This is a genomic window from Pseudomonas asiatica (genome assembly GCF_040214835.1).
In the GTDB taxonomy this organism is placed as follows: domain Bacteria; phylum Pseudomonadota; class Gammaproteobacteria; order Pseudomonadales; family Pseudomonadaceae; genus Aquipseudomonas; species Aquipseudomonas putida_Z.
Window position 1 is genome coordinate 5,770,543 of sequence record NZ_CP157874.1, and the last position, 21,349, is coordinate 5,791,891.

General features: G+C 63.3%; 20 protein-coding genes. 7 read left to right on the top strand and 13 right to left on the bottom strand.

Annotated features, from left to right (window positions below; genetic code table 11):
* Positions 1–10 precede the first annotated feature (10 nt).
* On the top strand, positions 11–1,414 hold the full coding sequence (locus tag ABNP31_RS25725) for an aminoacyl-tRNA deacylase and HDOD domain-containing protein (RefSeq protein WP_075046765.1): 1,404 nt from the start codon (positions 11–13) through the stop codon (positions 1,412–1,414).
* 34 nt (positions 1,415–1,448) lie between these two features.
* Here ABNP31_RS25725 and ABNP31_RS25730 read toward each other — a convergent pair whose 3' ends face one another.
* From ABNP31_RS25730 to ABNP31_RS25745, 4 genes are all read right to left on the bottom strand, one after another.
* Positions 1,449–1,823 (bottom strand): SCP2 sterol-binding domain-containing protein, encoded by a 375-nt coding sequence (locus ABNP31_RS25730; protein ID WP_025341122.1) that lies wholly within the window; start codon positions 1,821–1,823, stop codon positions 1,449–1,451.
* Between the two features lie 148 nt (positions 1,824–1,971).
* A complete protein-coding gene (locus ABNP31_RS25735; protein WP_013974808.1) occupies positions 1,972–2,271 on the bottom strand; it encodes an HU family DNA-binding protein in 300 nt (99 codons plus the stop codon).
* 186 nt (positions 2,272–2,457) lie between these two features.
* Positions 2,458–3,606, bottom strand: coding sequence for an NAD(P)/FAD-dependent oxidoreductase (locus ABNP31_RS25740; RefSeq protein ID WP_085588827.1), 1,149 nt, complete (start codon positions 3,604–3,606; stop codon positions 2,458–2,460).
* A gap of 16 nt (positions 3,607–3,622) precedes the next feature.
* The gene (locus tag ABNP31_RS25745) at positions 3,623–3,790 is read right to left on the bottom strand and encodes a rubredoxin (RefSeq protein ID WP_003253349.1); all 168 of its coding nucleotides are present in this window, start codon (positions 3,788–3,790) and stop codon (positions 3,623–3,625) included.
* Between the two features lie 230 nt (positions 3,791–4,020).
* Between ABNP31_RS25745 and ABNP31_RS25750 the strand changes: the two genes are divergently transcribed.
* Positions 4,021–4,578 (top strand): chorismate--pyruvate lyase family protein, encoded by a 558-nt coding sequence (locus ABNP31_RS25750; RefSeq protein ID WP_085615968.1) that lies wholly within the window; start codon positions 4,021–4,023, stop codon positions 4,576–4,578.
* A complete protein-coding gene (gene ubiA / locus ABNP31_RS25755) occupies positions 4,578–5,468 on the top strand; it encodes a 4-hydroxybenzoate octaprenyltransferase (protein ID WP_025341125.1) in 891 nt (296 codons plus the stop codon). The genes ABNP31_RS25750 and ubiA overlap by 1 nt, the downstream gene beginning before the upstream one ends.
* A 117-nt stretch (positions 5,469–5,585) precedes the next feature.
* Here the strand turns inward: ubiA and ABNP31_RS25760 are convergent, their stop codons facing one another.
* Entirely contained in the window at positions 5,586–5,957 is a 372-nt protein-coding gene (locus tag ABNP31_RS25760; RefSeq protein WP_085615970.1) for a COG4315 family predicted lipoprotein, read from the bottom strand.
* Positions 5,958–6,129: 172 nt separating this feature from the next.
* Between ABNP31_RS25760 and phoB the strand changes: the two genes are divergently transcribed.
* The 3 genes from phoB (at position 6,130) to ABNP31_RS25775 (ending at position 9,745) form a co-directional block, all read left to right on the top strand.
* Entirely contained in the window at positions 6,130–6,819 is a 690-nt protein-coding gene (gene phoB / locus ABNP31_RS25765; protein ID WP_003253341.1) for a phosphate regulon transcriptional regulator PhoB, read from the top strand.
* Between the two features lie 48 nt (positions 6,820–6,867).
* Positions 6,868–8,175 carry a phosphate regulon sensor histidine kinase PhoR gene (phoR, locus tag ABNP31_RS25770; RefSeq protein WP_025341127.1) on the top strand — a complete coding sequence of 436 codons (1,308 nt, stop codon included), beginning with the start codon at positions 6,868–6,870 and terminating at the stop codon, positions 8,173–8,175.
* A gap of 229 nt (positions 8,176–8,404) precedes the next feature.
* Positions 8,405–9,745, top strand: a complete 1,341-nt coding sequence (locus ABNP31_RS25775) for a hemolysin family protein (protein WP_013974815.1) — start codon at positions 8,405–8,407, stop codon at positions 9,743–9,745.
* Positions 9,746–9,862: 117 nt separating this feature from the next.
* Here ABNP31_RS25775 and ABNP31_RS25780 read toward each other — a convergent pair whose 3' ends face one another.
* The 8 genes from ABNP31_RS25780 to ABNP31_RS25815 all read right to left on the bottom strand — a co-directional run bounded on the left by ABNP31_RS25780 (position 9,863) and on the right by ABNP31_RS25815 (position 20,541).
* Positions 9,863–10,759, bottom strand: coding sequence for a M23 family metallopeptidase (locus tag ABNP31_RS25780; protein WP_013974816.1), 897 nt, complete (start codon positions 10,757–10,759; stop codon positions 9,863–9,865).
* A gap of 198 nt (positions 10,760–10,957) precedes the next feature.
* Positions 10,958–11,854 (bottom strand): response regulator, encoded by an 897-nt coding sequence (locus ABNP31_RS25785; RefSeq protein WP_025341128.1) that lies wholly within the window; start codon positions 11,852–11,854, stop codon positions 10,958–10,960.
* Positions 11,855–12,018: 164 nt separating this feature from the next.
* Entirely contained in the window at positions 12,019–12,789 is a 771-nt protein-coding gene (phoU, locus tag ABNP31_RS25790) for a phosphate signaling complex protein PhoU (protein WP_013974818.1), read from the bottom strand.
* A gap of 168 nt (positions 12,790–12,957) precedes the next feature.
* The gene (gene pstB, locus ABNP31_RS25795; protein ID WP_003258171.1) at positions 12,958–13,791 is read right to left on the bottom strand and encodes a phosphate ABC transporter ATP-binding protein PstB; all 834 of its coding nucleotides are present in this window, start codon (positions 13,789–13,791) and stop codon (positions 12,958–12,960) included.
* Positions 13,792–13,863: 72 nt separating this feature from the next.
* The gene (gene pstA, locus ABNP31_RS25800; RefSeq protein ID WP_238067658.1) at positions 13,864–15,480 is read right to left on the bottom strand and encodes a phosphate ABC transporter permease PstA; all 1,617 of its coding nucleotides are present in this window, start codon (positions 15,478–15,480) and stop codon (positions 13,864–13,866) included.
* Positions 15,481–15,551: 71 nt separating this feature from the next.
* Positions 15,552–17,840, bottom strand: coding sequence for an ABC transporter permease subunit (locus ABNP31_RS25805; RefSeq protein ID WP_085588835.1), 2,289 nt, complete (start codon positions 17,838–17,840; stop codon positions 15,552–15,554).
* 139 nt (positions 17,841–17,979) lie between these two features.
* Entirely contained in the window at positions 17,980–18,978 is a 999-nt protein-coding gene (locus ABNP31_RS25810) for a phosphate ABC transporter substrate-binding protein PstS (RefSeq protein ID WP_013974822.1), read from the bottom strand.
* Positions 18,979–19,251: 273 nt separating this feature from the next.
* On the bottom strand, positions 19,252–20,541 hold the full coding sequence (locus ABNP31_RS25815; RefSeq protein WP_085664259.1) for an MFS transporter: 1,290 nt from the start codon (positions 20,539–20,541) through the stop codon (positions 19,252–19,254).
* A gap of 360 nt (positions 20,542–20,901) precedes the next feature.
* On the opposite strand from ABNP31_RS25815, the gene ABNP31_RS25820 reads away from it, so the two are divergent.
* Complete coding sequence (locus ABNP31_RS25820; RefSeq protein ID WP_003253317.1) at positions 20,902–21,300, top strand: acyl-CoA thioesterase; 399 nt, start codon at positions 20,902–20,904, stop codon at positions 21,298–21,300.
* Positions 21,301–21,349: the final 49 nt, after the last annotated feature.

A 21,349-nucleotide genomic window follows, 5' to 3' on the forward strand; every position in this document is an offset into this window, starting at 1 on the left:
GATACGGACCATGACTGAAGTTGCCCTGGACACCGCAACCCCACACGCTCCCTCGGTCATCCGGCTGCTGCTCGACAAACTCGGCGTGGCCTACCGCGAGGTGGTCGAACATCCGCACCTGCCGGCAGCGTCGCGGGTACAGGCCGTGCTGCTCGACGACGAGGTCGGCGCCCTGATGGTGCTGTTCCCGCAGAGCCAGCTGCTGGACCTCAACCGCCTCGCCGAACTGACCGGGCGCAAGCTCACCGCGGTGTCGGTGCCGCGCCTGAAGCAGATGCTGGACAAGCACCAGCTCAAGGCCCTGCCGGGCATCCCGGCGCTGACCAGCTCGCCCTGCCAGTACGAAAAGAGCCTGCTCGACGCCGATAAAGTGTTTATCCAGTCTGGCGAAGCCGGCCTGCTGCTGGAAATCGAACGCGCGCACTTCAAGCGCATGCTGGTCAAGGCCAGCGCCAGCAGCTTCGGCCAGGAAGTCGAGGCCATCAGCCCCAACCTCGACCGCCCCGATGATGACACCCGGGAAATCACCAACGCCGTCCAGGCCTTCACTGCCCGGCGCATCCAGAAGCGCCTGGAAGAAACCATCGAAATTCCGCCGCTGGCCGACACCGCGCAAAAGATCATCAAGCTGCGGGTAGACCCCAACGCCAGCATCGACGATATCACCGGCGTGGTCGAAACCGACCCGGCGCTGGCAGCACAGGTGGTGAGCTGGGCGGCATCGCCCTACTACGCCTCACCTGGCAAGATCCGCTCGGTAGAAGATGCCATCGTGCGTGTGCTGGGCTTCGACCTGGTGATCAACCTGGCCCTGGGCCTGGCGCTGGGCAAGACCCTGAGCCTGCCGAAAGACCACCCGCAGCAAGCCACGCCGTACTGGCAGCAGTCGATCTACACCGCCGCGATCATCGAAGGCCTGACCCGCGCCATGCCACGGGCCGAGCGCCCCGAGGCCGGCCTCACCTACCTGGCCGGGCTGCTGCACAACTTTGGCTACCTGCTGTTGGCGCACGTTTTCCCGCCGCACTTCTCGCTGATCTGCCGCCACCTGGAGGTCAACCCGCATCTGTGCCACACCTACGTGGAACAACACCTGCTGGGCATCAGCCGCGAGCAGATCGGTGCCTGGTTGATGAAGCTGTGGGACATGCCGGAAGAACTGTCCACCGCGCTGCGCTTCCAGCACGACCCGGCCTATGAAGGCGAGTTTTCGGCGTTCCCCAACCTGGTGTGCCTGGCCACCCGCCTGCTGCGCTCGCGGGGGATTGGCTCGGGGCCGCAGCAGGAGATTCCAGACGAGTTGCTGGAGCGGCTGGGGATTACCCGGGACAAGGCCGAGGATGTGGTGAACAAGGTGCTCGAGGCAGAGAGCCTGCTGCGTGAGCTGGCTTCGCAGTTCCACACACCTCACTGATATCAAATGGGGCCGCTTTGCGGCCCCTACAATTTCAGCCCTTCTTCTTCGGCTTCAGGTACTTCATCAACCCCTGGAACCACATCACCAGCGCCGGGTTGCCCTTGATCTGGATATGCTTGTCCTGGATCCCCTGCATGAACGCCAACTGCTTGTTTCCTGCCTGCATGGTGGCGAAGCCATAGGCGGCGTCCTTGAAGGCAATGGCGAACGCCGGCTGCGGGTGCGCACCGCCCTTGCTGCTGACGCGTTCGTTGTTGACGATGAAGTGCCGGGCGACCTTGCCGTCCAGGGTCTGCATCTGGAACACCAAGTCCTTGCCTTTGAGCTGCTGCTGGAATGCCGGGTTGTTGCGGCTGGCCCTGGCCATCAACAGCCCCATGGCCCAGAGAAGAAAGCGGAACTTCATCAACGCGCCTCGAATTAAAAGTGACTAAGGCGCGCAGTCTATCCTTTTCCGAAACTATTTATGCAAGTTCGAAACATTTTGCCTGCAGAAAGCACAACGGGCGCCCTGGGGCGCCCGCTTGGCTGACACTGGGGTTGTCAGGGAGCGATCACTTGCCTTTCTTGGCCGGCTTGACGGGGGCGTTGACGCTGTCGCGCAGGTTCTTGCCTGGCTTGAAAGCCACGGTATTGCTGGCCTTGATCTTGACCGGTTCACCGGTTTGCGGGTTCTTGCCGGTACGCGCACCGCGATGACGTTTTTCGAAGGTGCCGAAACCGACCAGGGTCACAGTGTCCTTGTCCAGGGCACCCGTGATGCTGTCGAGAATCGCGTTCAAAACCTGATTGGCCTTTTCCTTGGTCAGATCGGCCTTTTCGGCGATGACGGCGGCGAGTTCTGGTTTGCGCATAGTGAAGCCTCTTTGACGGAATTCTTGTTGTTATGCCGTGCTGCCCTGGGAGCAGCGCTCAAGGCACCGCAGGCTCTAATCTGCGGCAGACGGAAGTGAGGATGGCACGTGCACAGGGGCCGCGCCAGTATCTGGGCGGCCATTGTGCAAGCAACAACAGGATAAATCCGACAGAACGCCAGCTATTTACGCCATCACGGCCGGCAGCTGGCGATTCAGGGCCAGCTTTTCCATCACGGCCGCCCCGGTGAGGGCGTAGCCCAGCAGCTTGCCCTCTGCATCAAGGCAGAGCACCTTGAGGTCACTGCCCTGCCCTTCTACCTGCCAGGTGCCTTCGTGGCCCTGGGGCGGCGGCGAGACCACCAGCGGGCAGGCCGGGGTTTTCACGGTGATCGGCATCGGCCCGTAGGCGACCGTTGTCGGCTTGCCGGCCAGGGTTTGCGCCAGAGCCCGGGCACAGCTCATCAGCGGCATCACATAGAGCAGGTTGATGCCATCGACTTCGGCACAGTCGCCAAGGGCGAATATGTTCGCGTGGGACGTGCGCAACTGGCGGTCCACGCAAACGCCGCGGTTGGTCTGCAGGCCAGCGGCTGCGGCCAGGTCGGTGCGCGGGCGCAGGCCGATGGCCGAAACCACCAGGTCGCAGGCGATCACGCTGCCGTCGGACAGGTGCGCCTCCAGCCCCTGGGCCACCTGCTGCAGGCGGGTCAGTACCGGGCCGAGGTGAAAACGCACGCCCAGGCCTTCCAGCCCGGCCTGCACGGCAGTGGCAGCGGCCGGGTGCAGCAGGGTCGGCATGACTTGCTCGCACGGCGCCACCACATCGACCTGGAAGCCGCCCAGGCTCATGTCGTTGGCGAATTCGCAGCCGATCAGGCCGGCACCGAGGATCAGCACGCGCTGTTTGCCGACGGCGGCGGCACGGAAGCGCGCGTAGTCTTCCAGGTCGTTGATCGGGAACACTCGATCGCCGCCATCACCTTCGATCGGCACCTGCACCGTCTGCGCGCCCCAGGCCAGCACCAGGTCGCGGTATTCCACCGCCTCTTCACCTATCCACAAACGCTTGTGGCCCGGGTCGATGCCGCTGATGCGGGTATGGGTGCGAATCTCGGCATTCAGTTGCTCGGCCATGGCGCCCGGCTCGGCCATGCACAGGCCGTCGGCGTCCTTCTGCTTGGCAAAGCCGGTGGACAGCATGGGCTTGGAGTAGGAACGACCGTCATCGGCGGTGATCAGCAGCAGCGGCGTCTGCGCATCGAGCTTGCGAAATTCACGGGCCAGGTTGTAGCCCGCAAGGCCGGTACCGATGATTACCACAGGGGACGTCATGTCGTGCTTTCCTCGATTAGCCGATGGAGATCATTTCAAAGTCGCTCTTGCCCACGCCGCAGTCGGGGCACAGCCAGTCTTCAGGCACGTCTTCCCAGCGGGTGCCGGGGGCGATGCCGTCGTCTGGCCAGCCTTCGGCTTCGTCGTAGATCAGGCCACAGACAATACATTGCCACTTTTTCATGGGGGTGGGTTTCCTCGGTTCAGGCTGGAGCTTTGTGTTGCTGCTGATGGCCTCTTCGCGGGCATGCCCGCTCCCACAGGAATTGTGCATAACCTGTAGGAGCGGGCATGCCCGCGAAGAGACCAGCGCGCAATTCGTGGGGCTTTGTAGCGGCCCTGCCAGCAGTATGCAAGCAGTCGGGGCAATCATGCTAAGCTCGCCGCCTCTCTGGTTGTAACAAGCAGACCGACGTGTCGTACGAATCCCCGCAAGCAGCCGCTGTCGCGTGGCTGCCGTATTCACAGCTGGCGACCGATCTCGACCAGCCCACCCTTGACTGGCTGTTCGACGAGGGCTCGCTGACCCGCCGCCTGACCCGCCTGTCCAACGATCACTTCTCCGTCACCCCGCTGTTCGAGGGCTGGCAGCCGCTGCGCGATGACGAATGCCAGGCACTGGGCATCGCCGCTGGCGCCGAAGGCTGGGTGCGCGAGGTTTACCTGCGCGGCCATGGCCAACCCTGGGTGTTCGCCCGCAGCGTCGCCAGCCGCAGCGCCCTGGAGCGCGGCGGGCTGGACCTGGAAACCCTGGGCAGCCGTTCGCTGGGCGAGTTGCTGTTCTGTGACCAGGCATTCATCCGCCACCCCATCGAGGTGTGCAGTTATCCACAGGCCTGGCTGCCGGGTGAAGCCGCCCACGCGGCGCTGTGGGGCCGCCGTTCGCGCTTCGAACGTGGCGGCCTGGACCTGCTGGTGGCAGAGGTGTTTCTGCCAGCATTGTGGCAAGCGGCCAAGGAGGAAAACCGCTGATGTACCTGCAACTGCTCAAGTCGCTCAACCGCCTGCACCCGCGGGCCTGGGACTTCGTCCAGCTCAGCCGCATGGACCGGCCGATTGGTATCTACCTGCTGCTGTGGCCGACCTTGTCGGCGGTGTGGATTGCCGGCAACGGTTCACCAACCCTGGCCAACGTGCTGATCTTCGGCCTAGGTGTGGTGCTGATGCGCGCTGCAGGTTGCTGCATCAACGACTTTGCCGACCGCAAGGTGGACGGCCACGTCAAACGTACCGCCGACCGCCCACTGGCCAGCGGCCGGGTCCGCCCGCGCGAAGCACTGGCGCTGTTCGCCATCCTGGTCGGAGTGAGCTTCCTGCTGGTGCTGTGTACCAACAGCCGCACGGTTTGGCTGTCGTTCGGTGCGGTGGCACTGGCGTTCTGCTACCCGTTCATGAAGCGCTACACCTATTACCCGCAGGTGGTGCTGGGGGCGGCGTATTCCTGGGGCATTCCCATGGCCTTCACCGCAGCGGGTGGCGAGCTGCCGGCCAGCGCCTGGCTGCTGTATATCGCCAACCTGCTGTGGACGGTGGGCTACGACACCTACTACGCCATGGTCGACCGTGATGACGACCTGAAGATAGGCGTGAAGTCGACCGCTATCCTGTTCGGCGACGCCGACCGCACCATCATCCTGACCTTGCAGCTGCTGTCGCTGGGCTGCCTGTTGCTGGCCGGCAGCCGCTTCGAGCTGGGTGGCTGGTTCCACCTGGGGCTGCTGGGCGCGGCGGCGTGCTTTGCCTGGGAGTACTGGGCGACGCGCAAACTGGACCGGGAGTCGTGCTTCAAGGCGTTTCTGCACAATCACTGGGCGGGGATGCTGGTGTTCATCGGGGTGGTGCTGGATTACGCGTTGCGCTGAGGATTCTGGGGCTGCCTTGCAGCCCATCGCGACACAAGGCCGCTCCTACAGGGGATCGCGCATTCCTGTAGGAGCGGCCTTGTGTCGCGAGAGGGCCGCAAAGCGGCCCCGGCAATCTCAAGGCTTGGCAACGTGCCAGACGTCCTTCATGCCGTCACCGGTCATATCGCCGGCCTTCTTGTCCTTGATGAAGGTGTACAGCGGCTTGCCGTCATAGGCCCACTGCTTGCTGCCGTCATCGCGCATCACCACTGTCCACTTGTCCTTGGCCGGTTCGTCATTGGCCTTGACCATCAGCGGCGGCCAGTTGGTGGCGCATTCGCCATTGCACATCGACTTGCCGCCCGCATCCTTGTCGAAGGTGTACAGGGTCATGCCGGCATGATCGACCAACATCCCGCCCTTCTCCATCGCATGGTCGGCCAAGGCCACCCCCGGGAGCGCCAGCGCAGTGAAAAGGGCCATCCAGCTCAGCGTTTGTCGTGTCATTGGATTCACCATTGTTTCGGGGGGATTGAGTTCTGGTTGCCACAACTACGGCCCTTTCAAGCCTAGTTCAGTCATGGAATGTCGCCAGAACGGCCAACACCCTGTCACACAGCTGCAATAATTCCGTTATCTAATGCGGGCCAAGACACCGTATCCAGGAGAGGTTTTGAGCATGGTTGGCAGGAACATTCTGATCGTCGACGACGAAGCACCAATTCGCGAGATGATCGCCGTTGCCCTGGAAATGGCCGGTTATGACTGCCTGGAAGCGGAAAACTCCCAACAGGCCCACGCGATCATCGTCGACCGCAAACCGGACCTGATCCTGCTCGACTGGATGCTGCCGGGCACCTCCGGCATCGAACTGGCCCGCCGCCTCAAGCGCGACGAACTGACCGGCGACATCCCGATCATCATGCTCACCGCCAAGGGTGAAGAGGACAACAAGATCCAGGGCCTGGAAGTGGGCGCCGACGACTACATCACCAAGCCGTTCTCGCCGCGTGAACTGGTCGCCCGCCTGAAAGCCGTGCTGCGCCGCACTGGCCCGAGCGATAGCGAGGCACCGATCGAAGTCGGCGGCCTGCTGCTCGACCCGATCAGCCACCGCGTGACCATCGACGGCAAGCCGGCCGAGATGGGCCCTACCGAATACCGCCTGCTGCAGTTCTTCATGACCCACCAGGAGCGCGCCTACACCCGTGGCCAGCTGCTGGACCAGGTGTGGGGCGGTAACGTCTATGTCGAAGAGCGCACCGTCGACGTACACATCCGCCGCCTGCGCAAGGCGCTGGGTGAAGCCTACGAAAATCTGGTACAAACCGTCCGGGGCACCGGCTACCGCTTCTCGACCAAGAGCTGATCGAGCTGAAAAGCGCCAAGCTGCACGTCGTTGTACAAGGACCGTCAATTGAACCAGAACTGGCACGCGACCCTGATTCGCCACCTGCTGCTGCTGATTACCGTCTGCCTGATCGGCGGGCTGGTCAGCGGCTACTATGGCTGGAGCCTGGCCATCGGCCTGGCGCTCTACCTGGGCTGGACCCTCAAGCAACTGCTGCGCCTGCATGACTGGCTGCGCAACCACCAACCCGACGAAGCACCACCCGATGGCTACGGCCTGTGGGGCGAAGTGTTCGACAGCATCTACCACCTGCAACGCCGCGACCAGCGCGTGCGCGGCCGCCTGCAGGCGGTAATCGACCGGGTGCAGGAGTCTACCGCCGCGCTGCGTGACGCGGTGATCATGCTGGACAGCGACGGCAACCTGGAATGGTGGAACCGCGCCGCCGAGACCCTGCTGGGCTTCAAGACCCCACAGGACGGCGGCCAGCAGGTGACCAACCTGGTGCGCCACCCGCGCTTCAAGGAATACTTCGAGGCGGAGAACTACCTCGAGCCGCTGGAAATCCCCTCGCCGATCAACGACCGTATGCGCGTGCAGCTGCACATCACCCGCTACGGCAACAACGAGCACCTGATGCTGGTGCGCGATGTTACCCGCATCCACCAGCTGGAGCAGATGCGCAAGGACTTCGTCGCCAACGTGTCCCACGAGCTGCGCACGCCGCTGACGGTGATCACCGGCTACCTGGAAACCCTGCTGGACAACGTCGAAGACGTGAACCCGCGCTGGGGCCGAGCCCTGCAGCAGATGAGCCAGCAAGGCTCGCGCATGCAGACACTGCTCAACGACCTGCTGCTGCTGGCCAAGCTGGAGGCCACCGACTACCCGTCGGACAACCAGCCAGTGGCGGTCGATGCCTTGCTTGCCGCGATCAAGAACGACGCCCAGGCCCTGTCCGGGCCCCGCAACCAGCGCATCACCCTGGAAGCCGCGCCTGGCGTGCAGTTGAAGGGCAGCGAGTCGGAGCTGCGCAGTGCCTTTTCCAACCTGGTGTTCAATGCGGTCAAGTACACCCAGGACGAAGGCAGCATCCGTATTCGCTGGTGGGCCGATGCCCAAGGCGCGCACCTGTCGGTGCAGGACTCGGGGGTGGGCATCGATGCCAAGCACCTGCCACGCCTGACCGAGCGCTTCTATCGGGTCGATTCCAGCCGTGCGTCGAATACCGGCGGCACCGGGCTGGGGCTGGCGATCGTCAAGCATGTGCTGATGCGCCACCGCGGGAAGCTGGAGATCAGCAGCGTGCCGGGGCATGGCAGTACCTTTACCTGTCACTTCGCGCCGGCACAATTGGCCAACGGCAAGGCTTGAGGGCCTCGGGGGCTGCTTTGCAGCCCATCGCGACACAAGGCCGCTCCTACACGGGATCGCGGTCTCCTGTAGGAGCGGCCTTGTGTCGCGATGGGGCGCAAAGCGCCCCCAAAGAATCCATCGCCCTTTGCTTTTACGGCCCCAGCCGCTACATTGGACCCCCTGTGCCAGCAAGAGCTGGCACTTTTTTTCTCTCTATTTCGAAGACGGACCCCGTAAAAACTCCATCATGGACCCTTCCCCTGGTATCAGCCTCACCTCGTTATTCGCCGATTTCGGCATGATCATCTTTGCCTTGCTCCTGGTGCTGCTCAACGGCTTCTTCGTTGCCGCCGAGTTCGCCATGGTCAAGCTGCGCGCCACCCGCGTCGAGTCCATCGCCGAGCTGCATGGCTGGCGTGGCAGTATCCTGCGCAAGGTACACAACCAGCTCGACGCCTACCTGTCGGCCTGCCAGCTGGGCATCACCCTCGCCTCGCTGGGCCTGGGCTGGGTCGGTGAACCGGCGTTCGCCCACCTGCTCGAGCCGCTGCTGGCCTACCTGGGCGTGGACACGCCCGAGCTGATCAAGGCCATCTCGTTCTTCGTCGCCTTCTTCGTCATCTCGTACCTGCACATCGTGGTCGGCGAGCTGGCGCCCAAGTCCTGGGCCATCCGCAAGCCCGAGCTGCTGTCGCTGTGGACCGCCGTGCCGCTGTACCTGTTCTACTGGGTGATGTACCCGGCCATCTACCTGCTCAATGCCAGCGCCAACACCATCCTGCGCATTGCCGGCCAGGGTGAGCCCGGCCCACACCACGAGCACCACTACAGCCGTGAAGAGCTCAAGCTGATCCTGCACTCCAGCCGTGGCCAGGACCCGAGCGACCAAGGCATGCGCGTGCTGGCCTCGGCCGTGGAAATGGGCGAGCTGGAGGTGGTCGACTGGGCCAACTCGCGCGAGGACATGGTCAGCATCGACGCCCATGCGCCGTTGAAGCAGATCCTGGCCCTGGTGCGCCGCCACAAGTTCAGCCGCTACCCGGTGTACGACGCCGAGCGTGAAGAATTCACCGGCCTGCTGCACATCAAGGACCTGCTGCTGGAGCTGGCCGAACTCGAGCACCTGCCCGAAACCATCGACCTCGACGACCTGGCACGGCCACTGGAGCGCGTGTCGCGGCACATGCCGCTGGCGCAGTTGCTGGAGCAGTTCCGCAAGGGCGGCGCGCACTTCGTGCTGGTGGAGGAAGCCGATGGCAAGGTGATTGGCTACCTGACCATGGAAGACGTGCTGGAAGTGCTGGTGGGCGACATCCAGGACGAGCACCGCAAGACCGAGCGCGGCATCCTCGCCTACCAGCCGGGCAAGCTGCTGGTGCGTGGCGACACGCCGCTGTTCAAGGTCGAGCGCCTGCTGGGCGTCGACCTTGACCATATCGAAGCAGAAACCCTCGCCGGGCTGGTCTACGAGACGCTCAAGCGCGTGCCTGAAGAAGAGGAAGTGCTGGAGGTCGAAGGGCTGCGCATCATCATCAAGAAGATGAAAGGGCCGAAGATCGTGCTGGCCAAGGTGCTCAAGCTGGATTGAGGGCCAGGGGGCTGCTTTGCAGCCCTTCGCGACGCAAGGCCGCTCCTACAGGGGTTCGCGTATCCCTGTAGGAGCGGCCTTGTGTCGCGATGGGGCCGCAAAGCGGCCCCAAAAATCTCAAGGGTTACCCGCAGTGAAGTCAGGCAACCCTCCGATCGGCCTGTCGAACCGATAAGGTATCGACTCCAGCGCCAACCCCACATTGCGCTGCACCACGAAATGCAGGTGCGGCCCGGTGCTGTTGCCGGTATTGCCCGACTTGGCCAGCATCTGCCCCTGCCGCACCCGTTGCCCCTCTGCCACCACCACCGAACCGCGCATCAGGTGCAGGTACACACCCATGGTGCCGTCCGGGTGCAGGATCCTGACGAAATTGCCCGACGGGTTGGGGCCGCGCCCGCTCTGGCTGTTCTCCGTCTTCACCACCACCCCTTCCCGCGCCGCGATGATGGTGGTGCCTTCGGGCATGGCGATATCCATGGCATAACGCCCCTTGGGCCCAAAATGGCTGACCCGGCCATTGGGGCCCTGGGTCACGCGGAACGGCCCGCCAATCCAGGGGAATGCATAGCGGAAGCCCTGGGGCCGCTTGCCCGGGTCGCCCATGGCCTGCAGCAGGGTCGAGCGGTAGTTCAGCAACATCCCGGGACGCCCCCTGAGCACGCTGAGCATTTGCGTGGTGCGCGGCGGCAGTACCCGGCGCACGGTACGCGGGGCATTGCCACCTTGTGCGTTCACCAGGTTGTCCAGGCGCAGCTCTACCTCCACCGGCACATGCAGCTGGTTGCGGGCCGAAAAGCTCACGCCACCGTTGAAGGTTATCGCGTTCAGCAGCACCTGGCCTTCGGGCACTTCGACCATGGGTACGCGCCGCACAAAGGTTTTGGCACCGGGGCCGGGCCGGTCGGAATAGGAGGTCACACGGCCATCATCGGTGATCTCGTAGATAGTCATGCCCAGGCTCGACGCCGAGGCCATGAGCAATGCACAGAACAGCAGCAGGCGGGCGGGCATGATAGTGGCTTTTTGACAGTTATGATTTGTCGAAGCCTAGCAGGGGGTTTTGCGGCGGGTATGACAGTTGGTCGGATGGCGTCAACAGGACTGGCCCCATCGCCGGCAAGCCAGCTCCCACAGGAAATGCACAAGGCCAGAGGTTGACGCTGTACCTGTGGGAGCTGGCTTGCCGGCAATGGGGCCAGTAGTCATTACTCAGGCGCCCGGGGTGAAATGCTTCTGCGCCGTCCCGCGGGCAATCAGCCGCGACAGGTAGTCGAGCTTCTGGGCATCCTGGTCGACGAACTTGAAGGTCAGTTGCAACCAGTCACTGTCGGGCTTGGGTTCCAGTGCCGCGACGGCATGCAGGTAGCCGTTCAGGCGCGCGACTTCGGCGTTCTCGCCCTGCTCCAGGTCCAGCACCGCGCCTTCCAGCACTTGGGGCAGCGCTTCGCCACGGCGCACCACCAGCAGGGCCTCTTTCAGGCTCAGCGCCTTGATCACGCATGGCTGCATGCCGCCGGCCAGGCGCAACTGGCCCTGGCCACGGCCGGTCGGCGCAGGAGCGGCGGGCCGGGGGGCATTGGCCACTGGCCTGGCGAGTGCAGGTGCCGGCGCTGGCGCCGTGACCTTCACCGCTTCAGGCTTGCCGGCGGTCAGCGCATTCAGCGAGTCATTGGCGAACGCCGAGTTGACCCGTGCCGGGCCGCTGGCCATCAGGCTGTCGAGCTTGCCGATCTTGGTCAGGGCCTTTTTCACCTTGGTCAGCAATTGCTCGTTGGTGAACGGCTTGCCGACAAAATCGGAAACGCCCGCCTGAATCGCCTGGATGACGTTTTCCTTGTCGCCACGGCTGGTCACCATGATGAACTGCAGGTTCTTCAACTCAGGCTGCTGGCGGCACCAGGTGAGCAGTTCCAGACCGGACATTTCCGGCATCTCCCAGTCGCACAGAACCAGGTCGAACGCTTCCTTGCCCAGCATGGCCATGGCCTTGCGACCGTTGACGGCGTCGTCGATGGTCATGCCCGGGAAGGCATTGCGCAGGCATTTGCGGACCAGGTCACGGATAAACGGGGCGTCATCCACGACCAGCACATTCACTTTACTCATCGATACTCCTTCTGAATCCCGACTAGCCTACCGCCGAATAATGGCCACTTGCTACAACCTGGTCACGCCGGGACTTCTTCACATCGTTCGCGGGTGCCTGCCGGCTCCTCGACCGCAAACGAAAACGCCCGGCCAAGGCCGGGCGTCGATGCTCGGGAGCAACCTTACTTATCGTCAGGTTCGGCCGGAACATTAGCGTTTTCGCCGTCGGAAACAGCAGTGCCCTGCACTTCTGCCGTCATGCGCTTGAGGCCCATGTGACGCACGTCGGTGCCGCGCACCAGGTAGATCACCAGCTCGGAGATGTTGCGCGCATGGTCGCCGATACGCTCCAGCGAACGCAGGACCCAGATAACGCTCAGTACCCGCGAGATCGAGCGCGGGTCTTCCATCATGTAGGTCACCAGCTCACGCAGGGCGGTCTTGTATTCACGGTCGATGGTCTTGTCGTACTGGGCCACCGACAGCGCCAGGTCGGCGTCGAAGCGGGCAAAGGCGTCCAGCGCGTCGCGGACCATGTTGCGTACCTGATCGCCGATGTGACGCACCTCGACATAGCCGCGCGGCGACTCGCCTTCCTCGCACAGCTGGATGGCGCGACGGGCGATCTTGGTCGACTCGTCACCGATGCGCTCCAGGTCGATCACCGACTTGGAGATGCTGATGATCAGGCGCAGGTCGGAGGCCGCCGGCTGACGACGGGCGAGGATGCGCAGGCACTCCTCGTCGATGTTGCGCTCCATCTGGTTGATCTGCTCGTCGACTTCGCGCACTTGCTGGGCCAGGCCCGAGTCGGCTTCGATCAGCGCAGTGACTGCGTCGTTGACCTGCTTTTCGACCAGGCCGCCCATGGCCAGCAGGTGGCTACGCACCTCTTCGAGCTCGGCGTTGAACTGCTGGGAAATGTGATGCGTAAGGCTTTCTTTGTTGATCATCGTTCGCTCCGCGAAGAAGCTGCAAGCTTCAATTTGTTCGTCTCGTTCCCTGGTCTGTGGGAGCGGGTTTACCCGCGAACACCGGCGAAGCCGGTGCCAGACACCGCGGCGCCTGCTTCGCGGGTAAACCCGCTCCCACAGGGGCCAGGTACCTATCCGGAGCGGCGATCAGCCGTAGCGACCGGTGATGTAGTCTTCGGTCTGCTTCTTCGCCGGGTTGGTGAACAGGGTGTCGGTATCCCCGAATTCGACCAGTTTGCCCATGTACATGAACGCGGTGTAGTCCGAAACACGGGCCGCCTGCTGCATGTTGTGGGTCACGATGACGATGGTGTACTTGGATTTCAATTCGTAGATCAGCTCCTCGACTTTCAGCGTCGAGATCGGATCCAGTGCCGAGCACGGTTCGTCGAGCAGCAGCACTTCCGGCTCCACGGCGATGGTACGGGCGATGACCAGACGCTGCTGCTGGCCACCGGACAGGCCCAGTGCCGAGTCGTGCAGGCGGTCCTTGACCTCGTCCCACAGGGCCGCACCCTTCAGCGCCCACTCGACCGCTTCGTCGAGCACGCGCTTCTTGTTGATGCCCTGGATGCGCAGGCCGTAGACCACGTTTTCGTAGATGGTCTTGGGGAACGGGTTGGGCTTCTGGAACACCATGCCCACACGGCGGCGCAGCTCGGCCACGTCTTCGCCCTTGCGGTAGATGTTGTTGCCGTACAGGTTGATGGCGCCTTCCACGCGGCAGCCGTCAACCAGGTCGTTCATGCGGTTGAAGGTGCGCAGCAGGGTCGACTTGCCGCAGCCGGACGGGCCGATGAAGGCGGTCACGCGCTGCTTGGGGATGTTCATCTGCACGTCGAACAGCGCTTGTTTGTCGCCGTAGAACAGGCTCAGGCCCGGCACTTCGATGGCTACGGTTTCTTCGGCCAGGCGCAGGCTCTGCTTGTCGCGGCCCAGGGCAGACATGTCGATGCCGTGGGTATGGGATTCTTGCTGCATGGTCAACTCCATACGCTAACAATTCGTTTCAAAGGGCCGCCCGGCTCACGGGCGGCACGCTTGCAATCAGGATCAGCTGTCGAGGGCCTTGTACTTCTCGCGCAGGTGGTTACGGATCCACACGGCCGAGAGGTTGAGGGCCGCAATCACCAGCACCAGCAGCAACGCCGTGGCATATACCAGCGGCCGCGCGGCCTCGACGTTGGGGCTCTGGAAGCCGACGTCATAGATGTGGAAGCCCAGGTGCATGATCTTCTGGTCCAGGTGCAGGTACGGGTAGTTCCCGTCCACCGGCAGCGACGGGGCCAGCTTTACCACACCTACCAGCATCAGCGGTGCCACTTCACCGGCGGCGCGGGCCACGGCGAGGATCATGCCGGTCATCATCGCCGGGCTGGCCATTGGAAGGACGATCTTCCACAGGGTCTCGGCCTTGGTCGCGCCCAGGGCCAGCGAGCCTTCGCGCACGGTACGCGGGATACGCGCCAGGCCTTCCTCGGTGGCCACGATCACCACCGGCACGGCCAGCAGCGCCAGGGTCAAAGATGCCCACAGCAGGCCCGGGGTACCCAGGGTTGGCGCCGGCAGTGCTTCGGGGAAGAACAGGCGGTCGATCGAGCCACCCAGCACATAGACGAAGAAGCCCAGGCCGAACACGCCGTAGACGATCGCCGGTACACCGGCCAGGTTGTTCACCGCGATGCGGATCAGGCGGGTCACCGGGCCCTGTCTGGCGTATTCGCGCAGGTACACGGCAGCCAGCACACCGAACGGGGTGACGATCACGGCCATGATCAGGGTCATCATCACGGTACCGAAGATGGCCGGGAAGATACCGCCCTCGGTGTTGGCTTCACGCGGGTCGTCGCTGAGGAACTCCCAGACCTTGGTGAAGTAGGCCCCCAGCTTGGTGAACCCCGACATGGCGTTCGGCTGGATGGCGTGCACCACCTTGCTGAGGTTGATTTCCACTTCACGGCCGTTGCCATCGCGGGCCACCAGGCTGTCGCGAGCGAAGGCCTGGTGCAGGCCGGTCAGGCGGTCTTCGATGGCCTTGTAGCGGCTGTTCAGCTCGGCGCGCTCGGCGTCCATGTCGGCCTGGGCAGCGGCGTCCAGCTTGCCGTCCAGCTCCAGCTTGCGCGCCTGCAGACGCAGGCGCTCGAGGCCATGGTTGATGGCGCCGATGTCTTTCTTCTCGAGGCTTTGCAGTTCGCTGTTGAGCTGGTTGGCGCGCTTGAGGCGGGCCTGCAGCTCGGCCCAGGCGGCAGCACCTTCGGCGACCACGCGGCCTTCTTCCTTGACGCTGACCAGGTAGCCGTAGAAGTTGCCCCACTCGCGACGCTCCAGGGCGATCAGGTCGGTCGGGCGCTTTTCGTCGACCAGCCAGTCGCCGACCACCCAGGTGAAGTCGCTGCCGTTGAGGTCGCGGTTGCCCACCTTGATCAGCTCACGGGTCATGAACTCCGGGCCTTGGTCAGGCACTGGCAGGCCGGCGCCCTTCAGGCGGGCACGGGGTACTTCTTCCTTTTGCACCACTTCGCCAATGACGACGTGGTCGGCCTGGCCCGGCACCTTGTAGGTGGCCTGGACAAGATCGGCCGGCCAGAAGTGGCCCAGGCCGCGCACGGCAATCACCGCCAGCAGGCCAACGGTCATGATCACTGCCATGGCCACCGCACCGCCGCTCATCCAGACGCCTGGGGCGCCGCTCTTGAACCAGCCTTTGAGGGAATCCTTTTTCACGGATCGCTACCTTTCTATCAAAGCGACGAGTATTTCTTGCGCAGACGCTGGCGAATCAGCTCGGCCAAGGTGTTCATGATGAAGGTGAACATCAGCAGCACCAGCGCGGCCAGGAACAGCACGCGATAGTGGCTGCCGCCGACTTCCGACTCCGGCATTTCCACGGCCACGTTGGCGGCCAGGGTGCGCATGCCCTCGAACAGGTTCAACTCCATCACCGGGGTGTTGCCGGTGGCCATCAGCACGATCATGGTCTCGCCCACCGCACGGCCCATACCGATCATCAGCGCCGAGAAGATACCCGGGCTGGCGGTGAGGATGACCACGCGAGTCAGGGTCTGCCATGGCGTCGCTCCCAGGGCCAGGGAGCCCAGGGTCAGGCTGCGCGGCACGCTGAACACGGCGTCTTCGGCGATGGAGTAGATGTTCGGGATGACCGCGAAGCCCATGGCGATACCCACGACCAAGGCGTTGCGCTGGTCGTAGGTTATCCCCAGGTCGTTGGTGATCCACAGGCGCATGTCGCCGCCAAAGAACCAGTTCTCGAGGTGCGGGCTCATGGTCAGGGCGAACCAGCCGGTGAACAGGATGACCGGGATCAGGATCGCCGCTTCCCAGCCATCCGGGATACGCAGGCGGATCGACTCGGGCAGGCGGGTCCAGGCGAAGCCGGCCAGCAGGATACCGAGCGGCATCAGCAGGAACAGGCTGAACACGCCCGGCAGGTGGCCTTCCAGGTAGGGGGCGAGGAACAGGCCGGCGAAGAAGCCGAGGATCACCGTCGGCATCGCTTCCATCAGTTCGATCACCGGCTTGACCTTGCGGCGCATGCCCGGGGCCATGAAGTAGGCGGTGTAGATGGCCGCGGCAATCGCCAGCGGGGCCGCCAGGATCATGGCGTAGAACGCGGCCTTCAAGGTACCGAAGGTCAGCGGCGACAGGCTCAGCTTGGGCTCGAAGTCGGTGTTCGATGCGGTAGATTGCCAGACGTATTTCGGCTCGTCGTAGTTCTCGTACCACACCTTGCCCCACAGCGCGCTGAAGGAAATTTCCGGGTGCGGGTTGCGCAGGCTCAGTGGCAGCAGCTTGCCGCCTTCTTCGATGATGATGCGGTTGGCACGTGGCGAAAGGGCCAGGATGCCGGGGCCTTCGGCGGCCGGCTCGACCAGCAGGGTACGGTGCGCGGTGCTGTGGAACACGCCCAGCTCGCCTGCGGCGTCGAGGGCGACGAAGCCCTTGCGGCGCTCTTCGGCGTCGATCTGCACGACCGCGGCCTTGCCCATCTGGAAGGTGCGGATCAGCTTGAAGCGGGATTCGCCATCCGGGTCACGGGCCATGAACCACTGAGCCAGGCCACCCTTGGAGTCGCCGATGATCAGCGAGATGCCGCCGACCAGCTGGGCGGTGGCGGTAATTTCGGTGTCGGCGCTTTCAGACAATTTGTAGCGGCCGTTGAGGCTCTTGTCGCGCAGGTTGAACACGTCTGCGGTGGCGCGGCCGTTGATCACGTACAGCCACTGCTGACGCGGGTCGATGAAGATGTTCTTCACCGTTTCGGTCATCTGCGGCAATTCGATGCGGTTCTGCTCGGTGGTGACCTCTTCGGTCATCATGTTTTCGGTGCGGGTCAGCTCGACCACCTGCAGGTGCGCGCCGGTGGAACCGGCCATCAGCAGGGTGTCGCCATTGACGTTGACGCTGACATGCTCCAGCGCACGGCCCTGCTCGTCGAGCACGAACGGTTGCTCGCCGTACGGGTAGTCGATGCCGGGGGCGATGGTTTTCTTGTTGTCCGGGTAGGTGATCTTGTAGGTGTGGTGGAACACCAGCGCCTGGCCATTGGACAAGCCCAGCACCACCAGCGGGCTACCCGGCTGGTCGGCACTGATCGAAGTGACCTGGGTGCCTGCCGGTACCGGCAGGTCGAAACGCTTGAGCTCGTTACCGGTCTTGGTATCGAAGAACAGTGCCTGGCCCTTGTCCGAAACGCGCATGCCCACCAGGTTCTGCTCTTCAAGCGCGATCATCAGCGGCTTGCCGGCATCCTGTTGCAACCAGGTCGGCTCCAAGGCTTTCTTGCTGGTCAGCTCGGCGCCCTGGAACAGCGGCAGCACCACATAGGCCAGATAGAAGAAGATCAGGGTGATCGCCGCCAATACGGCAAGCCCGCCCACCAGTACATACCAGCGGGTCAGGCGGTCCTTGAGCGCGCGCATGCGGCGCTTGCGTTGCAACTCCGGCGTATTGAAATCAATCCGCACGGGCTGGGAGTTTTGGGTCATGTTGGAGTTGGCCAGATCATTCATGCGCACACCCTAGCGGTCCCGTGTGACAAAAACATTACAAAGTGGTGACGCACGAAAGCCCGCCGCACAGGAAACCTGGCTTCGGACTGGAATTTCGTGGAAGAGGCCGGGCATCAGCGCCGGCCTCCCCTTCAATTACTTACTTTTTTGCGACGTTACCAGCGTGGGACAGGCCCAGGTCAGCCAAGGTCTTGTCGACGACTTTGGCCGGCAGCGGGATGTAGCCATCCTTCACCACGACCTGCTGGCCAGCTTGCGACAGCACCAGCTTGACGAACTCGGCTTCCAGCGGGGCCAGAGGCTTGTTCGGGGCCTTGTTGACGTAGACGTACAGGAAGCGCGACAGCGGGTAGGTGCCGTTCAGGGCGTTGGCTTCGTTGTCTTCAACGAACTCGCCGCCTTCCTTCTTGGCCAGGGCCACGGTCTTGACGCTGGCAGTCTTGTAGCCGATGCCCGAGTAGCCGATACCGTTCAGCGAGGAGCTGATCGACTGCACGACCGAGGCCGAGCCAGGCTGTTCGTTGACGTTAGGCTTGAAGTCGCCTTTGCACAGGGCTTCTTCCTTGAAGTAGCCGTAGGTGCCCGATACCGAGTTACGGCCGAACAGCTGTACTGGCTTGTTGGCCAGGTCGCCGGTCACACCCAGGTCACCCCAGGTCTTGACGTCGGCTTTGCCACCGCACAGGCGGGTGGAAGAGAAGATGGCGTCGACCTGGGCCATGGTCAGGCCTTTGATCGGGTTGTCCTTGTGCACGAACACAGCCAGGGCGTCTACGGCGACCGGGATGGCGGTCGGTTTGTAGCCGTACTTCTGCTCGAAGGCCTGCAGCTCGACGTCCTTCATCTTGCGGCTCATCGGGCCGAGGTTGGCGGTGCCTTCGGTCAGCGCGGGTGGCGCGGTGGAGGAGCCGGCAGCCTGGATCTGGATGTTTACGTTCGGATATTCCTTCTTGTAGGCCTCGGCCCACAGAGTCATCAGGTTGGCGAGGGTGTCCGAACCGACGCTGGAGAGGTTGCCCGAAACACCGGTGGTCTTGGTGTAGGTCGGGATCGCAGGATCGACAGCGGCTACCGCGTTGGCGGTTGCAACGCCAGCGGCGGCAAAGGTGAGGGCCGCCATCAAACGCTTCAGTTTCATGCCTTGCTCCTAGCAGGAATATTGGGGTGTTGGATGGAACGGGCCCAAGTATCTGCAGGCCGCATGAATACGATATGACTTGAATATGACAATTGGATGAAAGGCCATCACCGCTCAGCTGCTTGGCAATACCTGTAGGAGCGGCCTTGTGTCGCGATGGGCTGCGCAGCAGCCCCGGCAATTTGTGCCGGGTTGCGATCTCTGGGGCTGCTGCGCAGCCCATCGCGACACAAGGCCGCTCCTACAATGACTGCGTTGACCAATCGGTGCCGATCAGCGCTTGTTGGCGAGCAGGTACAGGCCCACAACCAGACCAACGGCACACAACCCCGCCACATAGTAGGCCGGTGCCATCGGGCTCACTTTCAGCAGCGCAGTCACCACCATCGGCGTCAGCCCGCCAAAGATTGCGTAGGCCACGTTGTACGAGAACGACAGCCCGCTGAAGCGCACCACCGCCGGGAACGCCTTGACCATCACATAAGGCACCGCGCCAATCACGCCCACGCACAGGCCGGTCACTGCATACAGCGGGAACAGCAGCTCGGGGCGCGTAGGCAAGCTGTGGTAGAAGGTCCAGGAGGTCGCCAGCAGCAACAGGCTGCCGATCACGAACACCCGGCCCGCGCCAAAACGATCAGCCAGGCTGCCAGCGCCGATGCAGCCGAAGCTGAGCAGCACGATGGCCAGGCTGTTGGCCTTGAGCGAGTCGGTGGGGCTGATGTGGTAGATGCTCTGCAGCAGCGCCGGAGTCATCAGGATGAGCACCACGATGGCGGCCGACAGCATCCAGGTCAGCAGCATCGACAGGATGATCGCACCGCGATGGTCACGCAGCACCGCGCGCAACGGCAGCTCCTCGGCCAGCGCCTTGCGCTGCTGCATCTCGGCGAACACCGGGGTTTCGTGCAGCCAACGGCGCAGGTACACCGAGAACAGGCCGAATACACCGCCGAGCAGGAACGGGATACGCCAAGCGTAATCGGCCACTTCCTCTGCGCTGTAGACGCTGTTGATCAGGGTCGCCACCAGCGAGCCAAGCAGGATACCCGCGGTGAGGCCAGCGGTTAGGGTGCCGCAGGCGTAGCCGGTGTTGCGCTCTGGCACGTGCTCGGACACGAATACCCAGGCGCCCGGTACCTCACCGCCGATGGCCGCGCCCTGGATCACGCGCATCAGCAGCAACAGGATCGGCGCCCACATGCCGATCTGTGCATAGGTGGGCAGCAGGCCCATGATCAGCGTTGGCAGGGCCATCATGAAGATGCTCAGGGTGAACATCTTCTTGCGCCCGAGCAGGTCGCCGAAGTGGGCCATGATGATGCCGCCCAGCGGCCGCGCCAGATAGCCGGCGGCAAAAATGCCGAAGGTTTGCATCAGGCGCAGCCATTCGGGCATGTCGGCGGGGAAGAACAGCTTGCCGACCACCGTGGCGAAGAACACGAAGATGATGAAGTCGTAGAACTCCAGCGCGCCGCCCAGGGCGGACAGTGAGAGAGTCTTGTAGTCACTGCGGGTCAGCGGCCGCGAGGGCTGCTCGATACTGCTCGGCACGGAAGTCATCGCTGATTGTTCTCTTTGTAGGCATGCAGGCCGCTTGGCACGCGGCTTCTGGAGTGGGAGACAGGCGAAGATAGCAAATTGCTGAGCTGCGCCGGAAGCGATACAAAATCCCTACACATATTCATGAATGCACGGTCGTCGCTGGCCGTTATGCTCTATATACTGGCAGTTCGTAGGAAAAGGTTGCTGCTAGCGTGGGATGTTGTGCGAAAACGCCGGTCTTTATGTCAGGCGGTTTCGCAGAGTTTCCCTACGGCCGCTCAGTGAAACGAAATCGGCGTAGTATGTTTCAAGCTGAATCGTTTACCCGGCCTTTGCGCCACACCAACGAAAAGCGTCACGGGTCAGAGGCCCCATCGCATGATTGAGCTCGAACAAGAAGATCCTATCCCGCAAGGTGACCTGGCCTTGCAGATCACCGCACTGCCGCGCGAAACCAACGGGTTTGGCGACATCTTCGGCGGCTGGCTGGTCGCCCAGATGGACTTGGCCGGTACCGCCATGGCCAGCCGTGTCGCCGGCGGCCGCGTGGCCACCGTAGCCATCGACCGCATGGCCTTTCTGGTCCCGGTCGCCGTCGGCGCGCAGCTGTCGTTCTATACCCAGACCCTGGAAATCGGTCGCAGCTCGATCCAGATGATGGTCGAAGTGTGGAGCGACGACCCGCTGTCCAGCGAATGGCGCAAGGTCACCGAAGCAGTCTTCGTCTTCGTCGCCATCGACGGCAGTGGCCGCACCCGCTCCGTACCTCGTCGCTGAGCCACGCCGGCGGTAAACTCATTGCATGTGCCCGGGTCCAAGGCCCACT

Bases quoted from the DNA above. Each gene is read 5' to 3' on its own strand.
- ABNP31_RS25725 (WP_075046765.1), top strand. From the start codon at position 11: ATGACTGAAGTTGCCCTGGACACCGCAACCCCACACGCTCCCTCGGTC.
- ABNP31_RS25730 (WP_025341122.1), bottom strand. From the start codon at position 1,823: ATGAAGTTCCGCTTTCTTCTCTGGGCCATGGGGCTGTTGATGGCCAGG.
- ABNP31_RS25735 (WP_013974808.1), bottom strand. From the start codon at position 2,271: ATGCGCAAACCAGAACTCGCCGCCGTCATCGCCGAAAAGGCCGATCTG.
- ABNP31_RS25740 (WP_085588827.1), bottom strand. From the start codon at position 3,606: ATGACGTCCCCTGTGGTAATCATCGGTACCGGCCTTGCGGGCTACAAC.
- ABNP31_RS25745 (WP_003253349.1), bottom strand. From the start codon at position 3,790: ATGAAAAAGTGGCAATGTATTGTCTGTGGCCTGATCTACGACGAAGCC.
- ubiA (WP_025341125.1), top strand. From the start codon at position 4,578: ATGTACCTGCAACTGCTCAAGTCGCTCAACCGCCTGCACCCGCGGGCC.
- ABNP31_RS25760 (WP_085615970.1), bottom strand. From the start codon at position 5,957: ATGACACGACAAACGCTGAGCTGGATGGCCCTTTTCACTGCGCTGGCG.
- phoB (WP_003253341.1), top strand. From the start codon at position 6,130: ATGGTTGGCAGGAACATTCTGATCGTCGACGACGAAGCACCAATTCGC.
- ABNP31_RS25775 (WP_013974815.1), top strand. From the start codon at position 8,405: ATGGACCCTTCCCCTGGTATCAGCCTCACCTCGTTATTCGCCGATTTC.
- ABNP31_RS25780 (WP_013974816.1), bottom strand. From the start codon at position 10,759: ATGCCCGCCCGCCTGCTGCTGTTCTGTGCATTGCTCATGGCCTCGGCG.
- ABNP31_RS25785 (WP_025341128.1), bottom strand. From the start codon at position 11,854: ATGAGTAAAGTGAATGTGCTGGTCGTGGATGACGCCCCGTTTATCCGT.
- phoU (WP_013974818.1), bottom strand. From the start codon at position 12,789: ATGATCAACAAAGAAAGCCTTACGCATCACATTTCCCAGCAGTTCAAC.
- pstB (WP_003258171.1), bottom strand. From the start codon at position 13,791: ATGCAGCAAGAATCCCATACCCACGGCATCGACATGTCTGCCCTGGGC.
- pstA (WP_238067658.1), bottom strand. From the start codon at position 15,480: ATGAGCGGCGGTGCGGTGGCCATGGCAGTGATCATGACCGTTGGCCTG.
- ABNP31_RS25805 (WP_085588835.1), bottom strand. From the start codon at position 17,840: ATGAATGATCTGGCCAACTCCAACATGACCCAAAACTCCCAGCCCGTG.
- ABNP31_RS25810 (WP_013974822.1), bottom strand. From the start codon at position 18,978: ATGAAACTGAAGCGTTTGATGGCGGCCCTCACCTTTGCCGCCGCTGGC.
- ABNP31_RS25815 (WP_085664259.1), bottom strand. From the start codon at position 20,541: ATGACTTCCGTGCCGAGCAGTATCGAGCAGCCCTCGCGGCCGCTGACC.
- ABNP31_RS25820 (WP_003253317.1), top strand. From the start codon at position 20,902: ATGATTGAGCTCGAACAAGAAGATCCTATCCCGCAAGGTGACCTGGCC.